Annotated in this window: 12 protein-coding genes; 6 read left to right on the top strand and 6 right to left on the bottom strand. The window is 33.7% G+C overall.

Going from position 1 to position 14297, the window contains the following annotated elements; all coding sequences use genetic code 11:
* Positions 1 to 210: 210 nt before the first annotated feature.
* From gyrA to dnaA, 6 genes are all read right to left on the bottom strand, one after another.
* A complete protein-coding gene (gene gyrA, locus QVO42_RS03455) occupies positions 211 to 2658 on the bottom strand; it encodes a DNA gyrase subunit A (protein WP_022424784.1) in 2448 nt (815 codons plus the stop codon).
* Positions 2659 to 2672: 14 nt separating this feature from the next.
* On the bottom strand, positions 2673 to 4598 hold the full coding sequence (gene gyrB, locus QVO42_RS03450; protein WP_022424783.1) for a DNA topoisomerase (ATP-hydrolyzing) subunit B: 1926 nt from the start codon (positions 4596 to 4598) through the stop codon (positions 2673 to 2675).
* Positions 4599 to 5693 carry a DNA replication/repair protein RecF gene (gene recF, locus QVO42_RS03445; RefSeq protein WP_022424782.1) on the bottom strand — a complete coding sequence of 365 codons (1095 nt, stop codon included), beginning with the start codon at positions 5691 to 5693 and terminating at the stop codon, positions 4599 to 4601.
* On the bottom strand, positions 5674 to 5895 hold the full coding sequence (locus QVO42_RS03440; RefSeq protein WP_022424781.1) for an RNA-binding S4 domain-containing protein: 222 nt from the start codon (positions 5893 to 5895) through the stop codon (positions 5674 to 5676). The genes recF and QVO42_RS03440 overlap by 20 nt, the downstream gene beginning before the upstream one ends.
* Before the next feature lie 170 nt (positions 5896 to 6065).
* On the bottom strand, positions 6066 to 7169 hold the full coding sequence (dnaN, locus tag QVO42_RS03435; protein ID WP_022424780.1) for a DNA polymerase III subunit beta: 1104 nt from the start codon (positions 7167 to 7169) through the stop codon (positions 6066 to 6068).
* A gap of 138 nt (positions 7170 to 7307) precedes the next feature.
* A complete protein-coding gene (dnaA, locus tag QVO42_RS03430; protein ID WP_022424779.1) occupies positions 7308 to 8660 on the bottom strand; it encodes a chromosomal replication initiator protein DnaA in 1353 nt (450 codons plus the stop codon).
* Positions 8661 to 9192: 532 nt separating this feature from the next.
* On the opposite strand from dnaA, the gene rpmH reads away from it, so the two are divergent.
* The 6 genes from rpmH (at position 9193) to mnmE (ending at position 13925) form a co-directional block, all read left to right on the top strand.
* Entirely contained in the window at positions 9193 to 9327 is a 135-nt protein-coding gene (gene rpmH / locus QVO42_RS03425; RefSeq protein WP_006504672.1) for a 50S ribosomal protein L34, read from the top strand.
* A gap of 40 nt (positions 9328 to 9367) precedes the next feature.
* Positions 9368 to 9706, top strand: a complete 339-nt coding sequence (gene rnpA / locus QVO42_RS03420) for a ribonuclease P protein component (RefSeq protein ID WP_006504671.1) — start codon at positions 9368 to 9370, stop codon at positions 9704 to 9706.
* Between the two features lie 2 nt (positions 9707 to 9708).
* Entirely contained in the window at positions 9709 to 10590 is an 882-nt protein-coding gene (locus QVO42_RS03415; protein ID WP_022424778.1) for a YidC/Oxa1 family membrane protein insertase, read from the top strand.
* A 5-nt stretch (positions 10591 to 10595) separates the two neighbouring features.
* Positions 10596 to 11195: a Jag family protein gene (locus QVO42_RS03410; protein WP_022424777.1), complete on the top strand. Its 600-nt coding sequence runs from the start codon at positions 10596 to 10598 to the stop codon at positions 11193 to 11195.
* Between the two features lie 64 nt (positions 11196 to 11259).
* A complete protein-coding gene (locus QVO42_RS03405) occupies positions 11260 to 12591 on the top strand; it encodes an MATE family efflux transporter (RefSeq protein WP_022424776.1) in 1332 nt (443 codons plus the stop codon).
* A 2-nt stretch (positions 12592 to 12593) separates the two neighbouring features.
* On the top strand, positions 12594 to 13925 hold the full coding sequence (mnmE, locus tag QVO42_RS03400; protein ID WP_022424775.1) for a tRNA uridine-5-carboxymethylaminomethyl(34) synthesis GTPase MnmE: 1332 nt from the start codon (positions 12594 to 12596) through the stop codon (positions 13923 to 13925).
* Positions 13926 to 14297: the final 372 nt, after the last annotated feature.

Genomic DNA, 14297 nt, shown 5'->3' with positions numbered 1-14297 from the left:
AACTCTTGGCGGTAGCCACAGGTAATACAATGTTTAATACTAAATCAGTGACCTGTTTACGTGTCTGTTTATTAAATAATCCTAGTTTAGAAATAAGATAGCCTATTCCAACTAAAATAAATATTTCTACCTGTAAATCTAACATACTTACTCTCCCCTCTTTGAGGATTAATTATAATATGAAAAAAAGAAGTTGTCATGTGACAACTTCTATTCTTCAGTCGTTTCTTCTTCAGATTCTTTATCTACTACTGTAATACTTGAAACAGAAGCACCTTCACCTACTTTAATAAGTCTTACACCCTGTGTAGCTCTTCCAGCACTCTTTACCTGTTCCATTGGTAATCTGATAATAATACCTTCATTCGTAATGATCATTAAGTCTTCATTGCCTTCTACAGCTTTAATGCTGACTAATTCACCATTCTTCTCAGTAATATTAACAGTCTTAACACCTTTACCACCACGTTTAGATAAACGATATTCTTCGAGTGGTGACATCTTACCATAACCCTTTTCAGTAATGATTAAGATATTTTGTCCTTCAGTATTTGTAGTCACACCAATAATATGACTATCATCTACATTCATACCCTTAACACCACTTGCAGAACGTCCCATTGGTCTCACATCATTTTCATCAAAACGAATAGCCTTACCATTAGCTGCTGCAAGAAGAATTTCACTCTTACCATTAGTTAACTTAACGTCAACTAATTCATCACCCTCACGTAATGTGAGTGCAAGTTTACCAGACTGTCTGATATTTTCGAATTCAGGTAATCCAGTTCTCTTGACTAAACCATCCTTAGTCACAAAGAATAAGAAATGTGATTCATCTACTTCAGAAGGTGTAATAGAGATCATAGTCTTTACCTGTTCATCCTTATCCATATTCAATAAGTTGATAATAGGAAGACCCTTTGCCTGTCTACCAAATTCAGGAATATTATATCCCTTCATTCGATATACCTTACCAAAGTTAGTAAAAATCAATAAATCATCATGAGTAGACATATTCATTAATGAGTCTACAACATCATCATTATTTGTACTCATACCCTTGATACCTTTACCACCTCTATTTTGAGCTTTATAAGTATCAATAGGCATACGTTTTACATAACCATTATTAGTTAAAGAAATAACTACATCTTCTTCAGGAATTAAATCTTCATCTTCAATATCAAATGAACCCTGAATGATTTCAGTTCTTCTCTTATCACCATACTTTGCTTTGATTTCAAGAAGTTCCTGATCAATAATCGCAATAATTCTTTCTTTATTTGCAAGAATATCCTTTAAATCTGCAATTGTTTCTAATAATGTATTTAATTCATTCTCAATCTTTTCTCTTTCCAATCCAGCTAGTCTTTGTAACTGCATTTCACGGATAGCCTTTGCCTGTCTTTCAGACATATCAAATTCATCCATTAACCTCTGCTGAATGATTTCTGTTGTACGAGAACTTCTAATTAAATTAATAATCGCATCAATCTGATCAATGGCACGCTTTAAACCATCTAAGATATGTGCACGATCTTCTGCCTTCTTTAAATCAAATAATGTTCTTCTACGAATCACATCTTCCTGATGTTCTAAGTAAACATTAATCATTTCTTTTAAAGACAATGTCTTAGGTTCACCATTGACTAAGGCAATATTGTTGACACCAAAAGTAGTCTGTAATGCAGTTAACTTGTATAACTGATTTAAAATAACTTCTGGCTGTACATCTCTTCTTAACTCAATAACAATACGAATACCTTCACGGTCAGATTCATCTCTTAATTCTGTAATACCATCGATATTCTTTTCTTTGACATGAGCCGCAATCTTTTCAATTAAACGTGCCTTATTGACCATATATGGTAATTCAGTGACAATGATTGCTTTTTTATTACTACCGATATCTTCAATATCAGTCTTTGCTCTCATGACAATCAAACCATTCCCTGTCTCATACGCTTTCTTAATAGCCCCACGGCCTAAAATATAAGCACCTGTAGGGAAATCAGGACCAGGGATATAATTATCCATCAACTCTGTAATTGTAATATCAGGGTTCTTAGAAACAGCGAGAATCGCATCAATCACTTCACCTAAGTTATGTGAAGGAATATTAGTTGCCATACCTACCGCAATACCAGTAGACCCATTAATCAATAAGTTTGGAATACGAGAAGGAAGCACATTAGGTTCCTTTTCTTCACCATCATAGTTAGGGACAAAATCAACAGTATCCTTGTTGATATCTCTCACCATTTCCATCGCAATCTTAGACATTCTTGATTCTGTATAACGCATTGCGGCAGCGCCATCACCATCAATAGAACCAAAGTTACCATGTCCATCGACTAACATATATCTATATGAGAAATCCTGTGCCATACGTACAAGGGCTTCATAAATAGAACTATCACCATGTGGGTGATATTTCCCCATTACTTCCCCAACAATACGGGCAGACTTCTTATAAGGCTTATCACTATAACAGCCTAATTCATTCATACCATGAATAATACGTCTCTGTACTGGCTTTAAACCATCTTTCGCATCAGGAAGAGCTCTAGCCACAATAACACTCATCGCATATTCCATGAATGATTTCTTCATTTCACCTGTTAACTGTATATCTTTAATACCTCTTTGTTCCATGACTATCTCCTTCCTTAAATATCAAGATTTTCTACATACTTCGCATTTTCTCTAATGAAATCTCTTCTAGGTTCAACACGTTCACCCATCAACATATCAAATAGCTGATCAGCCTGCATTGCATCATCTAACTGAATTCTGTTTAATACACGATTTTCAGGATTCATAGTTGTTTCCCATAACTGTTCTGGATTCATTTCACCTAGCCCTTTGTAACGCTGAATTGTATATTTCGCGTTAGGACCAAGTTCTTCTTTTAGTTTATCTAACTCATAATCACTATATAAATAATGATCATCCTTACCATGTCTTAATAAATAAAGAGGTGGCTGAGCGGCATAAACATAACCATTCTCAATTAAAGGTTTTAAATAACGATATAAGAAAGTAAGCATTAAGATTCTAATATGACCACCATCGACATCGGCATCGGTCATAATGACAATCTTATGATAACGTAGTTTATTGATATCAAACTCATCACCAATACCAGTACCAAATGCGGTAATCATAGATCTAATTTCCGCATTACCAAGAATTCTTTCTAAACGTGCTTTTTCAACATTCAAGATCTTACCTCTTAAAGGAAGAATAGCCTGAATCTTTCTATCTCTACCAGATTTCGCACTACCTCCGGCAGAGTCCCCTTCGACGATGAAGATTTCACATTCACTTGGATCCTTAGAAGAACAGTCTGCAAGCTTACCAGGAAGATTAGAGACATCTAAAGCTGTCTTTCTTCGAGTCATTTCTCTTGCACGCTTCGCTGCCATTCTCGCCTTAGAAGCCAATGTGACTTTATCCATGATAATCTTTGCAGTATCAGGATTTTCTAATAAGAATTTATCTAATGCATTCGCAAGAATAGTAGATACAATCTTTCTTACTTCTGCATTACCTAATTTAGTCTTTGTCTGTCCTTCATACTGAGGATCAGGGTGCTTAACTGATACAATCGCAGTTAAACCTTCACGACAGTCATCACCACTTAAAGAATCATCTTTATCCTTTAAGAAGTTATGACTTTTTGCATAGTTATTAATAACACGTGTTAAAGCTAAGCGGAAACCTTCTTCATGTGTTCCACCTTCGTGTGTATTGATATTATTACAGAATGAATAGATATTTGGCTGATAACCATCATTGTACTGCATAGCTATTTCCACGGAAATATCATTCATTGTATCTTCACAATCAATAATACGATCATGTAATGGTGTCTTATTCTTATTTAAGAAAGCCACATACTCTCTTAAACCACCTTCATAGTGATATTCATCTACTTTTGCAGGATCTAATCTTTCATCCTCTAATACAAGCTTTAAGCCTTTATTTAAGAAAGCAAGTTCTCTTAATCTTTGACTTAATACACCATAATCATAAACTGTTGTTTCAGTGAAGATATCAGGATCAGCTTTAAATATAACGGTTGTTCCTGTTTCTTCCTGATCACAATCTCCTACAACCTTTAAAGAACCAACAGGTGTTCCACCATTTTCAAAACGTTGATAGTAAATATGTCCTTCACGGTGAACATAAACTTCTAACCATTCACTCAAGGCATTTACAACAGAGGCACCTACACCATGTAGACCACCAGAGACCTTATAGCCTCCTCCTCCGAATTTACCACCGGCATGTAATACAGTAAAAATAGTTTCAATTGTATTCTTACCTGTCTTCACATTCATACCAGTAGGCATACCACGACCATTATCAATGACTTTTACAACATCACCTGGTAATAATACAACTCTGATCTTATTACAGAAGCCTGCGAGTGCTTCATCGATAGAGTTATCCACTATTTCCCATACAAGATGATGTAAACCTCTTGCAGACGTTGTCCCGATATACATACCAGGTCTCTTTCTAACGGCTTCTAGCCCTTCTAAGACTTGAATATCGGATTCATCATAATGTTCTACTTTTTGTTCCATTTACTTATCCTCCTTCAACGTTCCTTTCTCTATTCTTAAAACCAAAGCATCATCTAGTGAATGATGATAACCTAAATCAAAATGCGTTGTTGTAATAAATGTTTGTACCTTATGATCAATCAGATTCAAAAGTTTCATCTTTCTCTCTTCATCTAACTCACTCAATACATCATCTAGCAACAAGACAGGATACTCACCTATCTGCATCTTCACTATTTCTACTAACGCAATCTTTATCGATAAGATGATAGATCGCTGCTGCCCCTGGGATGCAAACATACCCGCATCATTCTCATCTAAAAAGATTTTTAAATCATCCTTATGAATACCATCTACAGTATTCCCTTGGAATATATCTCGCTTATAATTCTTTTTATATTTATCAAGAATACCCTCTTTTGAAATATCCTTGAACTGCGTATGATATCTCAAAACAAGCTTTTCTTTACCAGAAATATAAGCATACATCTGCCCACTGATCTCATTCAACAACTCTATGAACTTCATACGTCTTTGAATCAGATCTTCTTCTAATTCTGCCATCTCTTCACTCAGTACTTCTAGATACATATCAGGTTCCTTATGTCCATCATGAAGCATCTTTAAGTACTTATTTCTTTCCTTCATCAACTTATTATATTTATTCAAGTTAAACATATAGATTGGTGAAATCTTAGAAATCTCAGTATCTATCAAAGTACGTCTCATTTTAGGAGATCCTTTAATCAATTGTAGATCCTGAGGAGTAAATAAGATCACATTAAAATAACCCAGATAATCACTTGTCTTACTCACAGCCTTATCATTAATAAAAGCCTTCTTGCCTTCTTTAGACACGACAACCTTTAAATCATATGGACGTGTACCATTTACAACATGACCTGACACACGTGTATAAGACTGATCAAACATGATCAATTCATCAAGCATACGGGACTTAAAGCTTCTTGTAGTAGACAAGAGATAAATAGCTTCAAGTATATTCGTTTTACCCTGTGCATTATCCCCAATGATAATATTAACCAGTGGATGAAAATGAAAGGTCTGCTTTTCATAATTACGAAATTGAATCAGATTAAGCGTTTTGATTTCCATGGATTACATACTGGCGACGATCTACTTCAAACACATCACCATCTCTTAATTTCTTACCACGTCTACGGTCTACTTCTCCATTTACAAGAACATGACCTTCCTGAATCATAATCTTAGCTTCAATGCCACTTTGTGCTTCTCCACATAATTTCATAGCCTGACCTAAAGTAATATATTCAGTATGTATTAAGACTTCTTTCATTTCATCACACATCCTTTGCGCTAATTTTGCTTTCTACATTATAGCACAAAAACATAAAAAAAAGAAGTTTATAGCCCCTTTTTTCAAGGGAGAGATAAACTTCATTTTCCTACAAATTTCAATTACAAGCCAAATTTTACCCAAATAAGAGAATAGACCCTTTATTTTACCTAGTAAGTTCTTACTGGAAGAACAACCTGGATGTTATCATTTACATCTAAACCAGTAATCTGGAAAGGTCTCATCTTTTCAGTAAAGCGTAGCTGAATAGTTTCTGTACCAATAGAACGGATCGCATCAGCTAAATACTTTGCGCTAAATGAAATAGTCATTGGTTCACCTTTATAGAATGCTTTTGTTAGGTTTTCTTCTACTGAACCGATTTCCTGTGAATAAGAAGAAAGAACATTCTCATCAGGAGACATTGTTAGTTTTACAATATTACTCTGTTCATCAGATAGTAAAGAAGCACGGCTGATAGCACCAAGTAATGCTGAACTATTGATAGACATAGTATAAGAACCCTGATCTTCTACTAAACGTGATGTATTAGGATAAGTACCATCAATTAAACGAGTTAATACAAGATACTGACCAATTACAAATAATACTTTACGATCAGATACATAAAGATCAATCATTTCATCTTTTTCAATAATGTGAATAATCTGATTTAAAGATTTCTTAGGAATAACAATATTAAACTGAATATCATCTTCAATTGGCATGCTTACTTGAGCTAAACGATAACTATCAGTCGCAATACATACAAGTTGATGCTGATCTACTTTGAAATTTACACCAGTAAGTACTGGTCTAGTTTCCTGTTCACTTGTTGCAAATAAAGTCTTTTCAATAATCTTCTTGAAATCATAAGACTTCATAGAGAAGTGTTTACCATTCTTATTTAAATCAATACGTGGGAAGTCAAAAGACTTAGAACCATTTAAATCAAATAAAGAACTTTCAGAAGTAATACGAGTTAAAGTACCATCTACTACCTGGATATGAACTGTATCACCATCAATCTTACGAATAATTTCTAAGATATACTTAGAAGATAAAACAACTGATCCAGTCTGGTTGATAATAATACCTTCATTAATTGTAGTTTGAATACTGATATCACTATCAGATGCAGTGAGTACTAAACCATCTTCTAATAAGTCAAACTTAATACCAGTTAAGATAGGTAAAGGACTCTTTAAAGAAACGGCTCTAGAAACCTTAGTAAGTGCATCTAATAAGACAAGTCTATTAATATTAAAATCCATTTTTTTCTCCTTTATTTATTTTATTAATTAAAGAATAATTATAATAATACTGTGCATAATGTGCATAAGTTGCGATTTGTTTGAGAATTACAAGATAAAACTCAATTTGAGTGGTGCACAACTTGTGCATATATGTGCTTAACTTAAGCGTTCCATTAAATCATTGATCGCTGTTTTATAGTTAGGATCTTGTTTCATCTTTTTCTTAACTTTAGAACAAGCTTTCATGATTGTGGAATGATCTCTTCCTCCAAATTCCTGTCCAATCTGGATATAGGAAATATCAGGAACGAGTTCTCTAACAAGATACATCGCAATATGTCTTGCTGTAATAATGTTGTTTGTACGTGATTTACTCGTTAACTGAGTCACTGATAGATTGTAGTAAGAAGCCACTGTTTCCTTAATTGTGTCAGGAGTCGCTTCTTTTTTAGTAATTGTAGTTGTGTTATCAGGATTATCAAATGCTTCTAAAGCAAAATCCAAGCTGATATGATCAAGATTTTGTCCACATACTACTTTATAGAATAGAAGTGTTGTCACAGCACCTTCTAAGTCTCTCACATCCTTATTGAAATGAGAAGCAATAAAATCTAATACTTCTTCATCAATAGGATAATCAATCATACGTGATTCAATCTTTTTCTTTAAGATAGCTTTAGCTGTTTCAAATTCAGGATTATCAATAGTTACTGTTAACCCCTGTCTAAAACGAGAAACAAGGCGGTTTTCCATCCCTTTTAGCTCTACAGGAGGTTTATCACTCGTAATAACAATCTGTTTTCCTGAATGTTGTAAAGTATTGAAGATATTGAAGAACATCTCCATACTTCCCTCTTTATTCGCAATAAACTGGATATCATCAATCAATAATATATCCACACTACGATAACGACGATTAAAAGTTGCAATCGTATTATTGCCAATAGCTTCTACATAATCATTCACAAATGCTTCTGCATTTGTATAAAGAATACGTTTACCTGGAAATTTATTTTTCACATAGTTACCAATCGCATTCAACAAATGTGTTTTTCCAAGTCCGGAATTACTATGAAGGAATAAAGGATTATATGTACCAGGTTTTAATGCGACAGCAAGTGCTGCATTTTGAGCAATTCTATTACAATTACCCACAACGAAGTTATCAAAAGTAAGATCTGCACTTAAATGATCATCAAAATCTTCTACTTCTTCCTTAACTTCTACTACAGGGGCTTTTGCCTTATTCATGTTGTCATATTCCTGGTTTGACATCACCTTTATAGTGGCTTTAATACCTGACACTTCATAGAAGAATTCTGCAAGCTGTTCACTTGCATCCTCAATAAAGGTCTTATTAAAAACCGATTCTATAGTAATAATTAATTCATTGTTCTGCAGTTCTTTAGCCTCTGTCTGGGTGAATATTGAGTCGAATACGATCTTATCGTCACTGTTTTCTCCATAGCGATTGAGGGTTTCTGTCCAGAACTGCTTTAAGTTGTCCATATATTCACCTTCCTTTGCACCCCTCATTATAAAAGAAAATGTGACTAATGACTAGTGAATATTGATTATTCACAGCATGGATGTGCACAAAAAATAGTGAATAAGTAGTTGTTCATAGGTTATTCAGATAGTTTTTCACGAGATATTCACATTTTTATTGTGAACTTAACACTATTTTTTGAATTCTTCACACTTATTCACAAATATTGAGAATATCTAAAAATTATCTTTGCATGAGTAAAATTGTGAATATATGTGCAGTATTTCCTCTATTCACCACTTATTCATAATATTGTGCACATAAAAAAATATGTTATATAGAAGAAAAATGAATGTTTTACACAATATGTGAATGAATGAATTCCGATGGGGAATGAAGTGTGGAAAATAGCTGTGAAGAAGCAAAAACTGTTGAATATAAGCCAAAATTTCTTATAAATAATATTGACTTAAAATAGTATTTCCCATATAATGACACTGCATATGTTATGTAGTATAAAAAAAGTAGCTACATATTGGAGGTGTAAAAAGAATGAAAAGAACATATCAGCCAAATAAAAGAAAAAGAGCTAAGACTCATGGCTTCAGAGCTAGAATGGCAACTGTAGGTGGACGTAAAGTTATCGCTAGACGTCGTAAAAAAGGAAGAAAAGTATTATCTGCCTAAAAAAAATCCACTTTAATGTGGTTTTTTTTCTAAAAGAAATATGAAAAAAGAGTTACGTGTAAAGAAAAGTACTGAATTTGAAACCATTATAAAGAAAAGAAAAAGCGTAGCGAATAGAGAGTTTGTATTATATTGGAATCCTAATGATCTAGAGCATATGCGTATTGGTTTATCAGTCGGTAAGAAAATAGGGAATGCCGTTGCCAGAAACAAGACTAAGAGACAAGTAAGAATGATGGTTCATGAATTGTTCACAAAAGAAGACCATAATGATTACATTCTGATTGTTAGAAAACCCTATTCTCAGAATGATTTTGAACAGAACAAGAAATCTCTTCAAAATCTATATTTAAAAATGAAAAAAAGAATGGAGAAGTAAAAATGGTATTAGATCCTCGTACAAAGAAGTACTTAAAGATCTTTGCGGTGATTGCTTTAGTGTTCATTTTTACAGGGTGTACAAGTAATGTTGACAAGAGCGGTCATTTATTAGCAAGCCGTGCTATCACTGAATCAACACCATGGTCACTAAAAGCAGGAATCTTTGATTTTATTCTTACAATTCCTATCGCAAAGGGTATCCTATTAATCACTTCATGGACAGGTAATGTCTTATGGGGTGTCATCTTAATGACTATTCTTATCAACTTGATTATCTTACCACTTATGATCAAGTCTACTATTTCTACACAGAAGATGCAGATGCTTCAGCCAGAAATGGAAAGAATCCAGAACAAGTATCGTGGTAAGAATGATCAGACTAGTCAGATGCGTATGCAGAATGAAATTATGAACTTATACAAGAAAAATAACGTTTCTATGTTTGGTTCATTATGGACTTTCTTAACATTACCTATCATGTTCGCAATGTATGGTGCTGTTCAGAGAATCCAGATCTTGTATACATCACAGGCATTTGGTATGAATTTAGGTTTAACACCTTTATCTCAGATTACTAGTGGTAAATTCATTTATATTGCCGTTATTTTAGTTATGGCTTTATCTCAGTTCTTCGCTATTGAAATCAACAACTTAATGTTGAAGAGAAACAAGAAGTATAAACCTTCTGCTCAGCAGAACCAGATGAAGACTATGAATATCGTAATGACATTAATGATCATCTACTTTGGTTTAATCATGCCAACAGCTATGTCATTCTATTGGATTACAACTAACTTAATTACTGTAGTTAGAACAGTATTTATTCAGATTCAGTATATTGAAAAGCAAGAAAATCAGAAAGACACTCATGTAATTAGGTAATCATTATGAATACTTATGAAGCTAAAACAGAAGAAGAAGCATTAAATTGTGCTTGTCAGGACTTAGGCATTACACCAGAAGAATTCCATTATGAAGTTGTTGAAGTTCATAAGGGATTATTCAGTAAGAAAGTTGTTATTGCTGGATGGTGTGAATCTATGGTTGAAGAATATGTAGGTCAGTTCGTAGAAAGAACATTAAGTTCTTTAGGTTTCGAAACACAGACTACTGTCTTCAAACAGGATGATCGTATCTACTGTAATGTAGAAACAAGTAATAATTCAGTTGTGATTGGTAAGAATGGTGTTATTTTAAGAGCATTAAACTTCATTACTAAGAGTGCTGTCAATACGCAGTTCAAACAGCGTATTGAAATCTCTGTAGATATCAATGGCTATAAAGAACAGAGATACCAGAAGGTTGCTGCAATGGCTAAACGTTTTGGTAAGAAAGTACAACATTCTAAGATCAATATGAAGTTAGATCCTTTACCAGCTGATGAAAGAAAAGTAATTCATCAGGTGATTGCGGAAATGCCACATCTTGCAACACAGTCACACGGTGAAGGTAAAAACCGTTACCTAGAAATTTATTATGTTGATTAAAGAGAAGGCTCTGCCTTCTTTTTTTTACATTCTTTTGATAGAATGGATAGGAAGGGAGAAGTACATGAAAAAATTGAATTTATTAGAAGGACGTATCGTCCCTCTTCTTATAAAATTAACACTACCGATTATTGGTACATCATTTCTAGAAATGGCTTATGCACTGATTGATATGCTTTGGATTGGAAAACTTGGTGCTTCCTCTATTGCGGCAGTTGGTGTAGCAGGTATGTTTAGCTGGTTATCGCAGGGTCTCGCAATGATTGCGACACAGGGTGGACAAGTTAAAACAGGACATTCATTAGGTGCAGGTAATCAAGAAGCAGCTACAGATTATGCTTCATCTGCGATTCAGTTAGGGATTGTATTCGCACTATTATTCTCTTTCTGTACAGTTGTATTTTCAAGTTTCTTTATTGGTTTATTTGGCCTATCATCACAAGCGACTATTAATCAGGCTATTAACTATTTACGTATTACATGTGGTTTGATTATCTTTAACTTCTTAAATATTATTATGACTGGTATCCTAAATGCTTCTGGTGATAGTCAGACACCATTCCAGTGTAATAGTGTTGGTTTGTTATTGAATATTGTTTTAGACCCATTCTTTATCTTTGTATGTGATCTAGGTGTTGTAGGTGCAGCACTTGCCACAGTATTAGCTCAAGTTTCTGTATTCCTATTATTTATGAGACATAACTTTAAGAAGAATACATTACTTAAACATATTTCATTGAAGAAGGTTTATTCAAAGTTTTATTATAAGAATATACTTAGAATTGGTTTTCCATTAGGATTACAGAGTATGTTATTTTCTGTGTGTTCAATGGTAGTGGCTGCTTTTGTCGCTGAGTTTGGAGATGCAGCTGTTGCAGCACAGAAGGTAGGTACACAGGTAGAAAATATTTCTTGGTGTATGGCAACTGGATTCCAGACATCTATTAATGCCTTTATTAGTCAGAACTATGGAGCTGGTAAGTATGATCGTGTGGAGAAAGGATATCATACAATGCTGGTATTCTCTATACTATGGGGTATTGTATGTACAAGCTTGATGGTCTTCTTCCCTCATGTGATTTATGGCTTCTTTACTGATGATTTAATGGTAACTCAAATTGGAGAAAACTATCTACGTATTGTAGGTCTATCTGAAACATTTATGATTCTAGAATTAATGATTTCTGGAGCCTTTAGTGGATTAGGAGAAACAATTCCTCCTTCTATCACCAGCATTATATTCACTTTAGGACGTATTCCAGCTATTTTATTAATCTTAAATACATTCCATTTAAATGGTATCTGGTGGGTTATTTCTTTCTCAGGTATTATTAAAGGTTTGGTTAATTTTATTTGGTTCTATAAGTATAAGAAAAGAACACTTAAGGAGGTGTGATTATGAATGATGATATTATTTGTGCTATTGCGACATCACGATTAGAAGCCGCTATTTCTATTATTCGTATATCAGGTAAAGGGTGTATTGATTTTGTTCAGAGCTTCTTTACGGGTAATCTAAATAAGAAGTCTCAGACTATTTCTTATGGGTATATTGTAGATGGTGAAGAGAAAGTAGATGAAGTACTTATTTCTATTTATCGTGGACAACATACATTTACTGGTGAAGAAATGGTAGAAATCAACTGTCATGGTGGTGTTTTTATTACGAATAAAGTTCTTTCTTTATGTTTAAAGAAAGGAGCTAGAATGGCTGAGCATGGAGAATTCTCTAAGCGTGCATTCTTAAATGGACGTATTGATTTATCCCAGGCAGAAGCGATTAGTGATTTAATTACAGCTAATAATGATCAGGCAGCTAAACTAGCATTAAAAGGAATACAGGGAAATATCACAAACTTCATTAAAGACTTAAAAGAAGACCTGATTAAGATTATTACTCAGATTGAAGTAAACATTGATTATCCAGAATATGAAGATATAGAAGAACTAACAGCTGAAAAGCTGTTACCTGGTTCTGTATCTTTAAGAAAGAAGATGGATGATATTCTTGATCGATCTAAGAATATGCATTTAATAAAGGATGGTATTTCTACTGTCATTGTAGGTAAACCTAATGTAGGTAAGTCTAGTTTATTGAATGCATTATTAGAAGAAGATAAAGCAATTGTAACGGATATTGCAGGAACGACTAGAGATGTAGTAGAAGGTTCTATTCGTTTAAATGATATTGTATTGAATATGATTGATACAGCAGGTATTAGAGAAACAGAAGATAAAATTGAACATATGGGTGTTAAAAAGTCTTTATCTTTGATTGATCAGGCTGATTTAGTATTAGTTGTATTAGATGGTTCTAGACCAATAGAGGCAGAAGATAAGGAACTATTAGAACGTACTGAAGGATTAAATAGAATTGTATTAATCAATAAGTCTGATAAGGGTTGTGTGATTGATACAGAAGGTATTCATATTAGTGCTAAAGAGAATCATATAGATGAACTTATTCAACATATTAAAGATGAGTTTGACTTTAGCGCTATTACTAATTCTCAGGCACAGGTACTTGCGAATCAAAGACAGGTACAGTTATTAGAGAAAGCTTCACAGTCATTAAATGTTGCGATTCAGGCAATGGAGGATGGTATTCCTACAGACTTGATTGTGACTGATTTATATGATAGCTGGGAGAACTTAAAAGAGATTTTAGGTGAACAGGCTAAAGAAGATTTACTTGATGAATTGTTTAAGAGATTTTGTATAGGAAAGTAAAAAGATCCTCTAGGTATGACCTAGAGGATTTTTCTATTGAAAATAAAAGGAAGGTTTTCTCCCTTCCATACTTTAACGCCCTACTCTTGTGGCGGTAGGAGCCGTACTGATAAGGTATTTCTACCTTCGAATAAATTATATGAAATTATGAATTTTTGTCAAGAATTCAGCTGTTTTTATTAAAGGTTTATTAAAGCAGATGAATGGAATGAGTATAATTAGATTGTCTCATAGGTCTATGGTAAGTACAAATGAAGCAAGTTTTTTTCCTCCTTTAATTTAACGTTTAACCTTCCAATAACCCTTTTCCCTTGAACCAACTCTTTCTAAAAGTCCTTTTTTCTTTAATCTGACTACTCCCACGGGCAAGCC

Origin of the sequence: Catenibacterium sp. CAG:290 (assembly GCF_000437715.1) — a bacterium.
GTDB lineage: Bacteria > Bacillota_I > Bacilli_A > Erysipelotrichales > Coprobacillaceae > Catenibacterium > Catenibacterium mitsuoka_A.
Note: the sequence above shows the minus strand (reverse complement) of the source record. Positions and strands in the feature narration are given on the sequence as shown.

Excerpts from the sequence above, each read along its gene's own strand:
- QVO42_RS03415 (WP_022424778.1), top strand. The coding sequence starts at position 9,709 with ATGGTATTAGATCCTCGTACAAAGAAGTACTTAAAGATCTTTGCGGTG.
- gyrA (WP_022424784.1), bottom strand. The coding sequence starts at position 2,658 with ATGGAACAAAGAGGTATTAAAGATATACAGTTAACAGGTGAAATGAAG.
- gyrB (WP_022424783.1), bottom strand. The coding sequence starts at position 4,598 with ATGGAACAAAAAGTAGAACATTATGATGAATCCGATATTCAAGTCTTA.
- QVO42_RS03405 (WP_022424776.1), top strand. The coding sequence starts at position 11,260 with ATGAAAAAATTGAATTTATTAGAAGGACGTATCGTCCCTCTTCTTATA.
- dnaN (WP_022424780.1), bottom strand. The coding sequence starts at position 7,169 with ATGGATTTTAATATTAATAGACTTGTCTTATTAGATGCACTTACTAAG.
- rnpA (WP_006504671.1), top strand. The coding sequence starts at position 9,368 with ATGAAAAAAGAGTTACGTGTAAAGAAAAGTACTGAATTTGAAACCATT.
- QVO42_RS03440 (WP_022424781.1), bottom strand. The coding sequence starts at position 5,895 with ATGAAAGAAGTCTTAATACATACTGAATATATTACTTTAGGTCAGGCT.
- QVO42_RS03410 (WP_022424777.1), top strand. The coding sequence starts at position 10,596 with ATGAATACTTATGAAGCTAAAACAGAAGAAGAAGCATTAAATTGTGCT.
- mnmE (WP_022424775.1), top strand. The coding sequence starts at position 12,594 with ATGAATGATGATATTATTTGTGCTATTGCGACATCACGATTAGAAGCC.
- dnaA (WP_022424779.1), bottom strand. The coding sequence starts at position 8,660 with ATGGACAACTTAAAGCAGTTCTGGACAGAAACCCTCAATCGCTATGGA.
- recF (WP_022424782.1), bottom strand. The coding sequence starts at position 5,693 with ATGGAAATCAAAACGCTTAATCTGATTCAATTTCGTAATTATGAAAAG.
- rpmH (WP_006504672.1), top strand. The coding sequence starts at position 9,193 with ATGAAAAGAACATATCAGCCAAATAAAAGAAAAAGAGCTAAGACTCAT.